Source organism: Mesorhizobium sp. M0954 (assembly GCF_040319155.1).
GTDB lineage: Bacteria > Pseudomonadota > Alphaproteobacteria > Rhizobiales > Rhizobiaceae > Mesorhizobium.
The window spans coordinates 116,641-129,828 of record NZ_JAMYNR010000014.1 but is presented as its reverse complement, the minus strand read 5'-3'; the positions used below and the strand labels follow the sequence as shown (position 1 = coordinate 129,828).

At 63.3% G+C, this 13,188-nt stretch carries 17 protein-coding genes; 10 read left to right on the top strand and 7 right to left on the bottom strand.

What is annotated here, in order from left to right; all coding sequences use genetic code 11:
- Window positions 1-62: 62 nt before the first annotated feature.
- Complete coding sequence (locus tag NKH93_RS20415; protein ID WP_352971654.1) at window positions 63-737, bottom strand: ArsR/SmtB family transcription factor; 675 nt, start codon at window positions 735-737, stop codon at window positions 63-65.
- A gap of 68 nt (window positions 738-805) precedes the next feature.
- Between NKH93_RS20415 and NKH93_RS20410 the strand changes: the two genes are divergently transcribed.
- The 3 genes from NKH93_RS20410 (at window position 806) to NKH93_RS20400 (ending at window position 1,791) form a co-directional block, all read left to right on the top strand.
- The gene (locus NKH93_RS20410; protein WP_352539798.1) at window positions 806-1,021 is read left to right on the top strand and encodes a DUF1127 domain-containing protein; all 216 of its coding nucleotides are present in this window, start codon (window positions 806-808) and stop codon (window positions 1,019-1,021) included.
- A 96-nt stretch (window positions 1,022-1,117) separates the two neighbouring features.
- Window positions 1,118-1,450, top strand: coding sequence for an NIPSNAP family protein (locus NKH93_RS20405; protein WP_352684016.1), 333 nt, complete (start codon window positions 1,118-1,120; stop codon window positions 1,448-1,450).
- Window positions 1,447-1,791: an antibiotic biosynthesis monooxygenase family protein gene (locus tag NKH93_RS20400; RefSeq protein WP_352539800.1), complete on the top strand. Its 345-nt coding sequence runs from the start codon at window positions 1,447-1,449 to the stop codon at window positions 1,789-1,791. Before NKH93_RS20405 ends, NKH93_RS20400 begins: the two co-directional genes overlap by 4 nt.
- Here NKH93_RS20400 and mbfA read toward each other — a convergent pair.
- The gene (mbfA, locus tag NKH93_RS20395; RefSeq protein ID WP_352473594.1) at window positions 1,788-2,771 is read right to left on the bottom strand and encodes an iron exporter MbfA; all 984 of its coding nucleotides are present in this window, start codon (window positions 2,769-2,771) and stop codon (window positions 1,788-1,790) included. The two genes, NKH93_RS20400 and mbfA, sit on opposite strands and share 4 nt — an antisense overlap.
- 178 nt (window positions 2,772-2,949) lie before the next feature.
- Between mbfA and NKH93_RS20390 the strand changes: the two genes are divergently transcribed.
- The 3 genes from NKH93_RS20390 (at window position 2,950) to NKH93_RS20380 (ending at window position 5,186) form a co-directional block, all read left to right on the top strand.
- Window positions 2,950-3,267, top strand: coding sequence for a hypothetical protein (locus NKH93_RS20390; RefSeq protein ID WP_352451855.1), 318 nt, complete (start codon window positions 2,950-2,952; stop codon window positions 3,265-3,267).
- 195 nt (window positions 3,268-3,462) lie between these two features.
- A complete protein-coding gene (locus tag NKH93_RS20385) occupies window positions 3,463-4,440 on the top strand; it encodes a threonine/serine dehydratase family protein (protein ID WP_352971651.1) in 978 nt (325 codons plus the stop codon).
- Between the two features lie 92 nt (window positions 4,441-4,532).
- Entirely contained in the window at window positions 4,533-5,186 is a 654-nt protein-coding gene (locus tag NKH93_RS20380; RefSeq protein ID WP_352817888.1) for a glutathione S-transferase family protein, read from the top strand.
- Window positions 5,187-5,222: 36 nt separating this feature from the next.
- Here NKH93_RS20380 and NKH93_RS20375 read toward each other — a convergent pair whose 3' ends face one another.
- The 4 genes from NKH93_RS20375 to NKH93_RS20360 are packed head-to-tail and all read right to left on the bottom strand — an operon-like array spanning window position 5,223 to window position 8,951.
- A complete protein-coding gene (locus NKH93_RS20375) occupies window positions 5,223-6,359 on the bottom strand; it encodes an ABC transporter permease (RefSeq protein ID WP_352473617.1) in 1,137 nt (378 codons plus the stop codon).
- Window positions 6,360-6,367: 8 nt separating this feature from the next.
- On the bottom strand, window positions 6,368-7,288 hold the full coding sequence (locus NKH93_RS20370) for an ABC transporter ATP-binding protein (RefSeq protein ID WP_023679007.1): 921 nt from the start codon (window positions 7,286-7,288) through the stop codon (window positions 6,368-6,370).
- Window positions 7,285-8,238 carry an HlyD family secretion protein gene (locus NKH93_RS20365; protein WP_352817890.1) on the bottom strand — a complete coding sequence of 318 codons (954 nt, stop codon included), beginning with the start codon at window positions 8,236-8,238 and terminating at the stop codon, window positions 7,285-7,287. Before NKH93_RS20365 ends, NKH93_RS20370 begins: the two co-directional genes overlap by 4 nt.
- On the bottom strand, window positions 8,235-8,951 hold the full coding sequence (locus tag NKH93_RS20360; RefSeq protein WP_352817952.1) for a CerR family C-terminal domain-containing protein: 717 nt from the start codon (window positions 8,949-8,951) through the stop codon (window positions 8,235-8,237). Before NKH93_RS20360 ends, NKH93_RS20365 begins: the two co-directional genes overlap by 4 nt.
- A gap of 88 nt (window positions 8,952-9,039) precedes the next feature.
- Here NKH93_RS20360 and NKH93_RS20355 point away from each other — a divergent pair, with 88 nt between their 5' ends.
- The 3 genes from NKH93_RS20355 to NKH93_RS20345 are packed head-to-tail and all read left to right on the top strand — an operon-like array spanning window position 9,040 to window position 11,290.
- Window positions 9,040-9,513: a CYTH domain-containing protein gene (locus NKH93_RS20355; RefSeq protein WP_352473606.1), complete on the top strand. Its 474-nt coding sequence runs from the start codon at window positions 9,040-9,042 to the stop codon at window positions 9,511-9,513.
- Window positions 9,510-10,451 (top strand): CHAD domain-containing protein, encoded by a 942-nt coding sequence (locus NKH93_RS20350; protein WP_352502682.1) that lies wholly within the window; start codon window positions 9,510-9,512, stop codon window positions 10,449-10,451. Before NKH93_RS20355 ends, NKH93_RS20350 begins: the two co-directional genes overlap by 4 nt.
- Before the next feature lie 41 nt (window positions 10,452-10,492).
- A complete protein-coding gene (locus tag NKH93_RS20345; RefSeq protein ID WP_352771408.1) occupies window positions 10,493-11,290 on the top strand; it encodes a C40 family peptidase in 798 nt (265 codons plus the stop codon).
- 98 nt (window positions 11,291-11,388) lie between these two features.
- Here the strand turns inward: NKH93_RS20345 and NKH93_RS20340 are convergent, their stop codons facing one another.
- Complete coding sequence (locus tag NKH93_RS20340) at window positions 11,389-12,192, bottom strand: helix-turn-helix domain-containing protein (RefSeq protein ID WP_352451850.1); 804 nt, start codon at window positions 12,190-12,192, stop codon at window positions 11,389-11,391.
- 115 nt (window positions 12,193-12,307) lie between these two features.
- Between NKH93_RS20340 and NKH93_RS20335 the strand changes: the two genes are divergently transcribed.
- Window positions 12,308-13,168 carry an SMP-30/gluconolactonase/LRE family protein gene (locus NKH93_RS20335; RefSeq protein WP_352971646.1) on the top strand — a complete coding sequence of 287 codons (861 nt, stop codon included), beginning with the start codon at window positions 12,308-12,310 and terminating at the stop codon, window positions 13,166-13,168.
- The last annotated feature ends 20 nt before the right edge of the window (window positions 13,169-13,188 follow it).

Sequence of the window (13,188 nt, the reverse complement as noted above, 5' to 3'; positions counted from 1 at the left end):
AGATAGAGCGGTTCGGTGTTTCCGTGAAACGACGAGCCGTTCTAGTGCGTCGAAGCGAGCCGTCAGGCGAGAAACGTCTTCTCGAACGCCTGCTTGCCTGTCGGCGAGAAAATCACCGCACGGCTGTCCTTCTCGCGCCGCGCCCATTTCTCGGCGAGCATCTTGTCGAGAATGGCGGCGCCCAGCGTGCCGGCGAGGTGCGAACGCCGCACGCTCCAGTCGAGGCAGGCCCGGCACACCGGTCGCCGCGCCTTGCCCTCGACATCGATGCCGATCGCGGCGAAATGCGAGGCGGCCGACGGCCCAAGCTGAATCTCCTCATCATCTCGCAGGAGCACTTGTCGAGCGACGAGACGGTCCAGCATCGCCACCGCCTGCTCGCCGGCGAGGTGGTCGTAGCAGACCCGCGCCACGCGCATGGCCGCGTCGCGTGGGCCAGGCCGCACTCGTTGCGGCCCGGCCGCAGCGGCAACACCTGTGATCGCCTCGATCATGCCTGCTACCTGCGGGCCGGCGAGGCCGTAGTAGCGATGCCGTCCCTGGCTTGCCAGCGTCAGCAGCCCGCCTTCCATCAGCTTCGACAGATGGGAGCTCGCTGTCGGAAGCGACACCCCGGCCTCGAGTGCCAGTTCACTCGCCGTCAGTGCCGTGCCGCCCATCAGTGCGGACAGCATGTTTGCCCGCGCTGGATCGCCCACCAGGCTGGCAATGCGGGCTATGTCAGGTCCTTCGCGCATGGTTCGTTCCTCATCGAAGCATCCTCGTCAGAAAAGCATTAGTCTCGATGCAAATCAAGGAGACAACGATGCCTGCAAGGACCATTCTCGGCGCCGCGCCTGCTCGCCGGCCGTTCCCGTTCATTGTCTTGCGGCGCTTGCGGCGGCGGCTCCTGAAGCGGTGGTACGACCGTCATCTGCAGCGTCTCGACCTCGCCGAGATCGACGATCATCTGCTGCGGGACCTTGGCCTGACACCTGAAGACGTCCGCCGCGAATGCGCGAAATCGTTCTGGCAGGCATGATCAGCGAAGGATTTGCCTAGCATATCGATCTTCGGAACGTTTCGATCCGGCTCGAACTGTGACCGCAAGAAAACATCCACCGCCAAGGAGGCGAAAATGACCATCACCTGCTTCATCCGCTACGAGATCGATCCGTTCGGCAAGGCGGCGTTCGAGGAATATGCACGCAATTGGGGGCAGGCGATCCCGCGCTGCGGCGCCGATCTGATCGGCTATTTCGCGCCGCACGAAGGCTCGGCCACCACGGCTTATGCCGCCTACAACATCGACAGTCTTGCGGCCTACGAAGCCTACCGCGCCCGGCTCGCCGCCGATCCCGCCGGTAAGGCGAATTACGAGTTCGCCCGGCGGGAAAAATTCATCCTGAAGGAGGACCGCACCTTCCTCAAGCTCGCCTCCGGGCCACATGCTCCTTTGGTAAAACCATGATCACCGTCATCTTCGAGGTCGAGCCGGCGGCGGGCATGCGCGATGCCTATCTCGGCATCGCCGCCGATCTGCGCCCACTGCTCGACGGCATCGACGGTTTCCTGTCGATCGAGCGCTTCCAGAGCCTTGCCGATCCGAACCGCATCCTGTCGCTGTCCTTCTGGCGCGACGAGGATGCGGTGAAGGCCTGGCGCAACACGCAGGAACATCGGCAGGCGCAGAAGGCCGGGCGCGGCGGTATCTTTGCGGACTATCGTTTGCGTATCGCTCATGTCGTGCGCGATTACGGCCTGACCGAACGCGCCGAGGCGCCTCAGGACAGCCAGGCGGTGAATGGTTAAGCATTCCCGATCAGCACCCCTGCCGCAAACACCAGCGCGCCACCCAGCACCACCTGGAAGGCGGCGCGCCAGAATGGGGTCTGCATGTAGCGGTTCTGCACGAAGGCGATCGCCCACAGCTCGAAGAAAACCACCACGGCGGCGACAATGGTCGCCGTCCAAAAAAGCGGGATGAGATAGGGCAGCGCATGGCCGAGCCCGCCCAGCGTCGTCATGACGCCGACGGTCAGCCCGCGTTTTGCCGGCGAGCCGCGGCCAGATAATTTGCCGTCGTCGGAAGCCACCTCGGTGAAACCCATCGAGATGCCAGCGCCGATCGAGGCGGCAAGCCCGACCAGAAAGGTCTGGAACGTATCATGCGTGGCAAAGGCGGCGGCAAAGATCGGCGCCAGCGTCGACACCGAGCCATCCATCAGCCCGGCCAGCCCCGGTTGCACATAGGTCAGGATGAACTGGCGCTGCTCGGCCGCCGCCTCTTCGTCCTTGACCGCGCCCGGCACATGCTTTTGCTCCAGCCGCTGCGCCAGTGTCTCGTGGCCCTGTTCTGCGATCGCCAGGTCGTCGAGCAGCTTTCGCGTCGACGCATCGCCTGTGCGTTTGGCCGCCTCGATATAGAACAGGTAGGCTTGGCGCTCCATGGCCTCGGCCTGGCTGCGCACATGATCGATGCCGAGCGGCCTCACCAGCCAGTCCGGCTTGCGCTCGTAATAGCCCTTCACATGTTCGCGCCGGATCAGCGGTATGCGCTCGCCGAAGCGCTTGCGGTAAAGCTCGATCAGCGAATCGCGATGGCCGTCCTCCTCCTCCGCCATCTCCTCGAACACCTTGGCCGATTGCGGAAAGCTCTCCGCCAGCCCGTCGGCATAGGCGCGATAGATGCGCCCGTCATCCTCCTCGGAGGAGATGGCGAGCGCTAGGATTTCCTGTTCCGAGAGCGATTCGAAGGGACGGCGGCCGAAGCCGAAAACGCGGGAAAGCATGAGAAATTCACCCTAGTTTAGAATAGTTCTAAACTATGGCTTCGCGCGTCGCCGGTCAATCGTGTGCGCTCCACTCGTCTGCTCAAAAGTATCGACTTCGAAACCGAACGAGGCATCGTTGCTATCGGCAAACGTTCACCTATATAATCGAATCTGAACCAAGAGAAAGGAACCGCAGATGCTGGAAAAACAGCAGCCGTTTGACCCCAAGCCGGTTCTCGACCTGATCGCTAACATCGAGGCGGACTTGCAGCGCCTGAAAGGGTTGGTCGAGCAGCAGGTCGAAAAATTTGATCCCGCCAATCCGCATAACAAGGCTCCCGACGGCAAGTTGACCGAGGAGGGCGTCGAGTGCTGCTATCGCCTGTTCGACGAGGGAAAGTCGCGCTATTCGGTTGCTCAGCAGATGAAGATCTCCTTCGCCGCTGCCACCCATCGCTTCAACACCTGGCGCAAGATCGGCGGCCCCAAACGGCAAAAGACGCTGTTGGGGTGAGGGGCGGCCGGCAATGCCGGTAAATCGGCAGCGATTTGTCGAAATGACGAAGCATGGCGGAGGGCGGAGGAGAGGTGGGTGACAGTCACGCCCACTCCTGCTTCCAAGTCGAATTGTAACGGTCACATTTTTTCATTGGTGCGCGGCTTCCCTTTCCGTGCACATAGGCAGTCTCATCTCTTGCAGGACCCAGCCATGATCACCCCTCCCGGCATCGCCGATATTCACAGTGCAGCAGCGCGATTGTCCGGACTGATCGTCGAAACGCCGCTGATCGAATCGCCGGAGTTGAACAATCGCTCCGGCGCCAGGATCCTGTTCAAGCCGGAGACGTTGCAGCGCACCGGCTCGTTCAAGTTCCGCGGTGCATACAACAAGCTCTCCTCGCTCTCGGCGGAAGAACGCGCCCGCGGCGTCGTCGCCTTCTCGTCGGGTAATCACGCGCAAGGCGTTGCCGCCGCAGCGGCGATGTTCGGCGTCAAGGCCGTCATCGCCATGCCCGCCGATGCGCCGGCGATGAAAGTCGGCAATGTCAGGAAGATGGGCGCGGAAGTGATCACCTTCGACCGGGTCCGCGACGATCGCACTGCCGTCGTCCGTTCTTACGTGGAAAAGGGCATGGTCCTGGTGCCGCCCTACGACGATCCGGCCATCATCGCCGGCCAGGGCACGATCGGCCTCGAATTGATGCGCCAAGCAAGAGCGCTTGGCGTCAGCCTCGATGCGGTAGTGGTTCCCTGCGGCGGCGGCGGGTTGAGCAGCGGCATTTCGATCGCGGTCAAGGACGCCTCGCCGGGCACCGCCGTCTGGGCCGTGGAACCTGAGCATTTCGACGACACACGCCGCTCGCTGATCAAAGGCGCCAGGGTGTCGAACGCGCCCGGCCACACCTCGATCTGCGATGCCCTACTCGTCGCCGAGCCGGGCGCCATCACTTTCGAAATCAACCGCAAGAATCTCGCGGGCGCCATCGCCGTTTCCGACAAGGCGGTGGCACAGGCGATGCGCGATGCGATGGCTTGCTTGAAGCTGGTCGTCGAACCCGGCGGTTGCGTCGGCTTGGCCGCGCTGTCGTCAGGCGAGATCGACCTTGCCGGGAAATCCATTGCCGTGGTGCTCTCCGGCGGCAATGTCGATCTCAGCACCTATGCCGAGATCATTGCTGCCGGCTAGGATAGCAACCAGCTCCAGCTCATGTGCCGGTTCGAGGCGCTCGAGCCTCCGTTGCACCCGGTCGAACCGGTACCCTTCAAAGACTGAGATCAATGAAACTGTTCTTCAGCCGCAATCCCAATCCTCGCCTCGCGGTCGCGGTGGCACGGTATCTCAACGCCAAGGTCGAGTTTGAATTCGCCTCTCCCTTCGCTCCGGGCCAGGCCGAGCGATTTCGGCCGCTCAATCCAAATCTTTCATTGCCCATCCTTATAGGTTCGGGAAAAAGCCTCTGGGAGGCCGACGCCATAGCCTGTCGGCTTTCGCGCGATATGCATTCGGATTTCTGGCGCGCTGGCGACGACGAGCCCGAGATGATCCGATGGCTGAGTTGGGGGAAAGAGAACTTCGCAAGAGCCTGCGATGTCGTGCATTTCGAACGCGGGACCAAACAGCGCTATGGGCTCGGCCCGATCGATCAGGCGCGGGTTGAGGAGGGCCTGAGCGACTTCCGCACGGCCGCTGCCATACTTGATGCCGAGCTTTCTGAGCGAGAATGGCTGGTCGGCGCTTCGGTTTCCTATGCCGACTTTCGAATGGCGACGTTTCTGCCCTTCAACGATGTCGCCCGATTGCCGCTCGATGACTATCCCTCTGTCAGTCGCTGGTATCTTAAACTCGAAGAAATCGACGCCTGGCGCGATCCCTTCGAAGGGCTCAATGCGCCTGAATTGACACCGGTCCCGGGCCAGGCCAAGTCCGTGTAAATCTCGATCATTTGCACAAGCGGATCGAGTTCGACCCTAATCCAGCGTCCGGCGGAACCGCACCAGCGCAATACCGGCGAACAGCGCCACGAACACCACCAGCCAGCCGATTTCCGTTGCCACCGCCGGCAGCTCGGCGCCCTTCAGCATCACCGCGCGGATGATGCGCAGGAAATGCGTCAGCGGCAGCACCTCGCCGAAAATCTGCGCCCAGTCCGGCATGCCGCGATAGGGAAACATGAAGCCGGACAGCATGATCGACGGCAAGAAGAAGAAGAAAGTGAGCTGCAGGGCCTGCATTTGCGTGCGGGCGATCGTCGAGATCGTGTAGCCGAGCAGCACCAGCGCCAAGACGAAGATAAGGACCGCCGTCAACAGCAGCGACATCGACCCGGTGAAGGGGATGGCAAACAGAAGCTTCGAGGCTGCCAACACCACCAGTACCTGCACGGCGCCGACCGCCAGATAGGGCAGCACCTTGCCCAGCATTATCTCGAGCGGGCTGGACGGCATCGCCAGAAGGTTCTCCATCGTGCCGCGCTCGGTCTCGCGCGTCAGCGCGATCGAGGTCATCATCACCATCGTCATCTGCAGGATGACGCCGAGCAGGCCGGGCACGATGTTGTATTGTGAGACGGCTTCCGGATTGTAGCGCCGGTGCACCACCACCTGGAGCTGGCCCCGGGCAGCTTCGGCCGCCGTCTCCTGCATACCGCGTGCCCTGAGCAGCGCCTGATTGGCGACGGTGCCGAGCGTCGAGATGGCGCCGCTGGCGACGGCCGGGTCGGTCGCATCCGCCTCGATCAGAATCTGCGGGCTGTCGCCGCGCTCGACCCGTCGGGCAAAATCGGCGGGAATGGTGACGACGAAGGCGACGTCGCCGCGCGCCATCAGGAATTCGGCTTCGGCGGCACTTTGCGCAACATGGTCGAAGCGGTAATAGCCGGTGGTCTGCAGCGCCGAAACCATGGCCCGCGTGTAAGGATCGCTGCTCATCGTCACCAGCGCTGCCGGCAGGCTCTTCGGATCGTTGTTGATGGCATAGCCGAACAGCACCAGCTGCATCAGCGGTACGCCGAGCATCATGGCGAAGGTGATGCGGTCGCGCCGCATCTGGATGAACTCCTTGATCAGCAGCGCGCCTAGCCTGGCGAACGAAAAGATGCTGTCTATCCCATTTTTCATCCCATGTTGTCCTTCGAACCGGACATGAACTGGATGAACACATCTTCCAGGCTGGTCTCGCCGGGCGTCACCGTAACGCCCTCGTGCTCTTTCTCGACATCGGCGAGCGCTGCCTGAAGTGCCGTCCTGTCGGAGCCGACGACATGCAGCGTCGCGCCGAACGGCGCCACCTGGTCGACGCCGGGGCGGCCATGAAGTGCGGCAGCGACCTGATCGAGCCGCGGCCCTTGCAGGACGAAGGTGGTCAGCCCGGCATTCCTCACCACGTCCTCGACCGTGCCGGTGGCCAGCATCTTGCCGTAGGAGATGTAGCTGATGCGGTGGCAGCGCTCGGCTTCGTCCATGTAGTGGGTGGAGACCAGCACGGTCAGGCCGCCGCTCGCCAGCCGGTGGATCTCGTCCCAGAATTCGCGTCGCGCTTTCGGGTCGACGCCCGCCGTCGGTTCATCGAGCAGCAGCAGTTTCGGCTTGTGCATGATGCAGGCGGCCAGCGCCAGCCGCTGCTTCCAGCCGCCGGACAGGGTGCCGGCCAACTGGTTCCTGCGCGATGTCAGGCCGAGCTCCTCAAGCGTCTTAGCAACGTGCTCGTCGAGCGGCTTCAGCCGGTAGAGCCGTGCCACGAATTCGAGATTCTCGCCGATCGTGAGATCTTCGTAGAACGAGAATCTCTGCGTCATGTAGCCGACTTCGCGTTTGATCCGCAGGCTGTCGGTGCGGATGTCGAAGCCCAGAACGGTGCCTTCGCCCTCATCCGGCGTCAGCAAGCCGCACATGATGCGGATGGTCGTCGTCTTACCCGAGCCGTTCGGCCCGAGGAAGCCGACGATCTCGCCCTCGGCCACAGCCATAGTCACATGATCGACGACGGTCTTGTCGCCGAAGCGTTTGACCAGGCCGTGCACGTCGATGACGTTCATTTTCCGATGTCCGCCAGATCGACGTCGACGATCTGCCCGGGCTGCAATGCGCTGGCGTCGCCCTCCGGCCGCGCTTCGACCAGATAGACCAGCTTTTGCCGGGTCTCGAGCGAGTAGATCACCGGCGGCGTGAATTCCGGATCCGGCGACACGTAGCTGACGCGAGCCTTCACGCCCGATCCGCAGCCGTCACAATGGACGTTGAGCAGCGTGCCGACGTCGACCGAGGAGAACGCGCTTTCCGGCACATAGACGCTGAGCTTCACCGCGCCATCCGGCAGCATGGAGATGACCGGCGCGGTCGGCCCGGCCGTGTCGCCAGGATAGCGGATGACATCGTTGACCCGGCCGGGCGAGGGCGCCGTCAGCACGCGCTTCGACAGCCGCCATTGCGCTTGCTCCAGCGCCGACTGCGCCTGCCTGACCTGATTGTCGGCGGCCTTGATCGTCTCCGGCCGTGCCGGCAGGCCGCCGACGGCGAGATTGGCCTCCGCCTGGCCGACCTGCGCGTTGGCCGTCTCCAGCGTCGCGGAAGCCGTGTCGTAGTCGGCCTGTGTGCCGGTGCCGCGTTTGAACAGATCGCTGGCGCGGATGTAACGGCGTTTGGCGTCGGCGGCTTGCGCCTTGGCCATGTCGAGCTGCGCCTTGAGCACCGCAATCTCTTCAGGCCGCTTGCCGACCTGCAGGTCGGCAAGTTGCGCCTGGGCCTGCGCAAGGGCCGCCTCGGCTTGTGCGATGGCGATCTTGGCGTCGGCGTTTTCCAGCGTCACCACCGGCGTGCCGGGCGCGACGCGGTCGCCGCGCTTGACCGCAATCGTCTCGACCTGCGCCACCTCGATCGGCGCGAGCAGGACGTAGTCGCCCTCGACGTAGCCGACGGCGAGCGGTGCTCCCGGCGCGCAGGCGCTGAAAAGCTGGGCGGCAAGCGGCAAAGAACAGAGCAGGCTCATGATCCACGATCCTTCCGGACAGCCAAATCGCGCCGAGCCAAAATCGCGCTGAGATTATCTGTCACCACCGCCGCGATCTTTCCGGCCTCGTCATTGCCGATCTCGCGCCAGCCCATGCGGCGCATAACCGCCTCGCGGCCGATGCGGAAATAGACGACCTGGCCAATCAGCGTGAACACGGTGAGTTTTGTGCGCTCGCTCTCGGCCGGCTCGCCCGTCGCCTGTTCCCAGATCAGGCAGAGCCGGTTATGCGCCGGTTCGAACACGCCGTCATAGATACGGTCGAGCGCCGCGGTAGGATGCGACAGCTCGCGCAGGACGAACTGTACAATCTCGCCGGCTTCCGGCCTTGCCGCGATGAAGGCGACCATCCGCTCCAGTGCGACGGCTAAATGTGCCCGCGCGGCCTCGGTGTCGGCCAATGCCGCGACCGGCGCCTGCAGATTGCCGATCGCCTGGCCGGCAACGGTCTGGATGGTGTCGACGATGTAGTCGGCCGCCGCGTTGCGGAGCCCTTCCTTGCCGCCGAAATGATAGGCGATCGAGCCGATATTGGCCTTGGCCTCCGCCGCGATCTGGCGCGTCGAGGTGCCGTCGAAACCTTGCCGTCCGAACAGTTTCAACGCCGCGCGGACAAGTGCCGCCCGCGTCATATCGGCGGCGGTCTTGGGCGCCTCATGAGGAAGGCCGCTGGCGCTGGGCGATTTGATCATGGCCAACAATTTAATCAATCGAATGATTAAAGTCAAGTGCGGTCAAGCGGCTTGCCAACTCTGGCCGTGCGCGCTTTAGTGCCTGGCCATGGGCAAGGAAATCGAGCGTAAATTCCTGGTCTCAGGTGAGGAATGGCGGGCAATGGTCGAGGCGGACATTCATATCCGTCAATTCTATCTTGTCGCCGAACCCAGCCGTACGGTTCGTGTTCGCATCAGCAACGATGCGGCCGCCAAGCTGACGCTCAAGTTCGGCAGCCAGGCACGCGAGCGCGATGAATTCGAATATCCGGTACCTTTGGCGGAGGCGCAGGAGATGCAGGCCTTTGCCATCGGACATGTCATCGAGAAGACACGCCACCATGTTAAACATCGCGGCTATCGCTACGAAGTCGATGTCTTCGGCGGGACGCTTGCGGGGTTGGTGATCGCCGAGCTCGAGACGCCGGATGATATACAGGACGAAATGCTGCCACATTGGCTCGGCCGTGAAGTCACCGGCGAGCCGAGATTTTACAACGCGTCGCTCGCCCTTGGGGGGATTCCGGAGATCGTCGCATGAGCTTTCGTATCGATCCGCGCATGTCGCTGACCGGAGAGGTCAGGCGCATCCTCGCCGAGGAGATCGGCAAGGTGATCGACCATCTGAACGCGGCGCGTGACAGGCCCGAACCGGGGCTGCACAAATGCCGCAAACGGCTGAAGAACGTCCGCGCCTTGCTGCGCCTCGTCCGTTCCGGAGACGAAACATTCTGCGTGACGGAGAATCAGTGCTACCGCCAGGTGGCGGCCCTGCTTGCCGGCCCGCGCGAGGCGACCGCGCTGGTCGAAACAATCGACCGGCTGGCGGCAAGCTTTCCCGAGCAAAGTGCCGGCGATGGCCTCGGTGCCGTCCGTGACAGGCTCGTCGCGCGCCAGCATGAACTGCATGGCGGAGGAGGCCTCGATGCTGCGATAGGCGCGGCGATTTCCGCTTGCGAGGAAGGTGTCGCCCGGATCGACAAGCTCGCTCTGCCCGACAAGCCGGAGCAGGCTGCCGACGTGCTCGCCGAAGGCGCGCGCACCACTTTGCGCCGTGCCAGGAAAGCGCTGGACAAGGCGGCTTCGCGCGGCGAAGCCGATGACTTTCACGACCTGCGCAAGGCGGCCAAGACGCATGGCATGCACCTGTCGCTGCTCGGCCGGCTGTGGCCGACGCCGATCAAAACGCGGCGCAGGGCCGTCGACGAATTGGGCGAGCGGCTCGGCGAGCTGCACGATGTGTTCGTCATGCGCGCGCTTCTCGATGCCGAGGACCAGCCACTCGGTCCTGCTGAAGAGACGCGGTTGCTTGCCAAGCTGCTGAAGCGTTCGGAAAAGAGCCTGAAAAAGACCTGTCTCGCCGAGGCGGCCGAGCTTTTCGGCGACAGCCCGAAGCGCTCGACGAGGAAGTTCGCCCGTAAGGCGCGCGAAGATCTCACAGTTGCGCACGAAGACGCCGGCACGCCTGGCGTGGGCTGATCATGGTCTAACTTGCCGCCCTGTGGTAATCGCCGTCTGGCATGACCGAGCCCGGCGACACGCTTCTGGACCGACTTGGCCGCTGGCTTGCCGGCCGGCTGCAGGAGGAATCGTCCGGCTACGAGCCTTACACGCCGTCGGACGCCGAAACGTTGCGCCGCACGCTCGAGCCCGGCGACATCCTGCTCATCGAAGGCAACCAGAAGATCTCGGCGGCGATCAAATACCTCACCCAGTCGACCTGGTCGCATGCCGCCTTCTATGTCGGCGATGCATTACCGGAGCCGGAGGACGGATCGGAGCGGCGGCGCCTGATCGAGGTCACGCTCGGCGATGGCTGCATCGCCGTGCCGCTGTCGCGCTATCGCAGCTACAACACCCGCATCTGCCGTGCGAGTGGCCTGGCTCCAGATGACCGCGAAGCGGTCGTCGCGTTCATGATCGGCAGGCTCGGTCTCAGATACGATCTCAAGAACATATTCGACATGCTGCGCTACTTCTTGCCGACGCCGCCGGTGCCGGTGCGCTGGCGCCGCCGCATGCTGGCTTTCGGTTCCGGCGACCCGACGCGCGCCATCTGCTCGTCGCTGATCGCCGAGGCGTATGGCCTGATCCGCTACCCGATCCTGCCGGAGATTACCCGGGCGCCTGGCCGTGCCTCGGCCCAGTCGAGCTATTCGCGCAGGGAAATCCTGCACATCCGCCATCACTCGCTCTACACGCCGCGCGATTTCGACCTGTCGCCCTATTTCCGTATTGTCAAGCCGACGCTGGAATACGGCTTCGACTACCGGCAGATGGTCTGGGATGACAAGGTGGCGAACAAGACCGCCGAATAGCGGCTCGATCTTGTGTTTGCGGCCGATACTCAGGGGTAAGAAGCTCAGTCAGACTGGCTGCCGCCAACAGCCCGGACTCGGTCGTTCTGCATTTTGACCTAGGCCGGCAGACGTCGTCCGTTTGCGGCAGCCGCAACTCGATCGTCGGTCCGTGCGCCTGCGTCGCGCGGATGCGGCCCGATCGGCATGATCACCGGGAACGGCGTTGCGCCGAACGCAAACGTCCATTTGTAGCCGACCAGTCGGTCTTCAGGCGTCGTGTGCTGGTCGTGATGAGCAAGCAATTTGGCGCGCTCCGCCAATTCCTCCGCCTCGCGCCTGACCATTTCCGCCGTTTCCGGCCGCATCCGCCTGGAGAAGCTGACGAACGTCGACTCGCGCTCAAGATGGGTGATGGCCCAGCCGATGAAATTCTTGTTGGTCGTCTCGAACAGCGGCCGCAATGGCCCCTCGAAATTCCACTGGATCGGCGCCTCGATCAGCAGCCTTGCCGACAGGCCGCGACCGAGCGCGACCAGGCCGAGTTCCTCGAGCTCGCGCAGATAGAGGAACATCGAAGCCTCGCTCAGCCCTTGTGAGCGCATGATGCCTTCGGGCGTGAATTTCTCGGAAAGCATGACAAAGACGAACAGCAGTGCCGGCCGCCCGGCGAGCTTGCGCTCGATCTCCGGCGCGATCTGGTTGGCGGGTCCTGGTCCTCTGTTCATAGAGCCGAGCACGTTCTCCAACTCTACGCCGGCGGCAGTGCAGATCTCCATCAGCCGGTCGAGCTTGCAGTTGCGCTCGTGGAAGATGCGCTTCACCGTCGGCTCGGAAACACCCATCCGCTCGGCAAGGACGCGATAGGTGATGCCCTTTGCCTTAAGCGTCCGCTTCAGCGCTTCGAAGATCAGGCCGTTCATGGGATGCACCTCTTTTGCACGATTTGGTATCAGCCTTCGGTACTAGTCCTGATAGCTCTTCCCGAAAAGTATCGAAAGGCCTAGCTCTCCGCCAGTCCATTACAGGAGACTAGCCATGAAGAGCCTCTTCATCTCGATACTTCTCGCCCTGGTCGGCATCGCGGCCGCGCCGGCAGTTCAGGCCGCTGAACTCTGGCGCACCGGCGGCCTCGAGCAGCCTGAATCGGCGCTGTTCGACGCCGCCGGCCAGCGCGTTGTCGTCTCGAACATCGTCGGCAATCCCGGCGAAGCCGACGGCAACGGCTATCTGTCGATCCTGTCGATGGACGGCAAGCTAGTCACGCAACACTGGACCGACGGCATGGACGCGCCCAAGGGCATGGCGATTGTCGGCGGCAAACTCTACGTCGCCGACCTCACCCATGTGCGCGTCGTCGATCTCGCAAGCGGCAAGCTAACATCGACGATCGACGTGCCGAACGCGGTCTTCCTCAACGACGTGACCGCCGACGCGTCCGGCAAGATCTATGTCACGGATATGCTTGCCGATACGATCTATCGCATCGACGGCGACCGGCCCGAACTGTTCGTCAGGGATGCGGCGCTTGCTTCGCCGAATGGCATCTTCGCCGATGGCGGCCGGCTGATCGTCGCTTCCTGGGGCAAGGGCATCAAGCCCGACTTCAGCACCGCGGAGCCGGGCGGCCTGCTCTCGGTCGATCTTGCTACCAAGGCCGTTTCGCCACTGCCCGGCGCGGAAAAATTTGCCAACCTCGATGGCGTCGTTGCCATCGGCGGCAGCATCTACGCCACCGCGTATATGACCGGCACGCTCTACCGCTACAAAGCCGGCGGCACGCCGCAAGCGGTTGCGACGTTCAAGCCGGGCAGCGCCGACATCGGCACCGACGGCAAGTCGACAATCTTCGTGCCGCTGATGAACGACGGCGAGATCGCGGCATTGGGCCTCGACTAAGCCAGCCATCGGCTCAGGCG

Coding starts and splice junctions, on each gene's coding strand:
- NKH93_RS20415 (WP_352971654.1), bottom strand. CDS start 737: ATGCGCGAAGGACCTGACATAGCCCGCATTGCCAGCCTGGTGGGCGAT.
- NKH93_RS20410 (WP_352539798.1), top strand. CDS start 806: ATGCCTGCAAGGACCATTCTCGGCGCCGCGCCTGCTCGCCGGCCGTTC.
- NKH93_RS20405 (WP_352684016.1), top strand. CDS start 1,118: ATGACCATCACCTGCTTCATCCGCTACGAGATCGATCCGTTCGGCAAG.
- NKH93_RS20400 (WP_352539800.1), top strand. CDS start 1,447: ATGATCACCGTCATCTTCGAGGTCGAGCCGGCGGCGGGCATGCGCGAT.
- mbfA (WP_352473594.1), bottom strand. CDS start 2,771: ATGCTTTCCCGCGTTTTCGGCTTCGGCCGCCGTCCCTTCGAATCGCTC.
- NKH93_RS20390 (WP_352451855.1), top strand. CDS start 2,950: ATGCTGGAAAAACAGCAGCCGTTTGACCCCAAGCCGGTTCTCGACCTG.
- NKH93_RS20385 (WP_352971651.1), top strand. CDS start 3,463: ATGATCACCCCTCCCGGCATCGCCGATATTCACAGTGCAGCAGCGCGA.
- NKH93_RS20380 (WP_352817888.1), top strand. CDS start 4,533: ATGAAACTGTTCTTCAGCCGCAATCCCAATCCTCGCCTCGCGGTCGCG.
- NKH93_RS20370 (WP_023679007.1), bottom strand. CDS start 7,288: ATGAACGTCATCGACGTGCACGGCCTGGTCAAACGCTTCGGCGACAAG.
- NKH93_RS20365 (WP_352817890.1), bottom strand. CDS start 8,238: ATGAGCCTGCTCTGTTCTTTGCCGCTTGCCGCCCAGCTTTTCAGCGCC.
- NKH93_RS20360 (WP_352817952.1), bottom strand. CDS start 8,951: ATGATCAAATCGCCCAGCGCCAGCGGCCTTCCTCATGAGGCGCCCAAG.
- NKH93_RS20355 (WP_352473606.1), top strand. CDS start 9,040: ATGGGCAAGGAAATCGAGCGTAAATTCCTGGTCTCAGGTGAGGAATGG.
- NKH93_RS20350 (WP_352502682.1), top strand. CDS start 9,510: ATGAGCTTTCGTATCGATCCGCGCATGTCGCTGACCGGAGAGGTCAGG.
- NKH93_RS20345 (WP_352771408.1), top strand. CDS start 10,493: ATGACCGAGCCCGGCGACACGCTTCTGGACCGACTTGGCCGCTGGCTT.
- NKH93_RS20340 (WP_352451850.1), bottom strand. CDS start 12,192: ATGAACGGCCTGATCTTCGAAGCGCTGAAGCGGACGCTTAAGGCAAAG.
- NKH93_RS20335 (WP_352971646.1), top strand. CDS start 12,308: ATGAAGAGCCTCTTCATCTCGATACTTCTCGCCCTGGTCGGCATCGCG.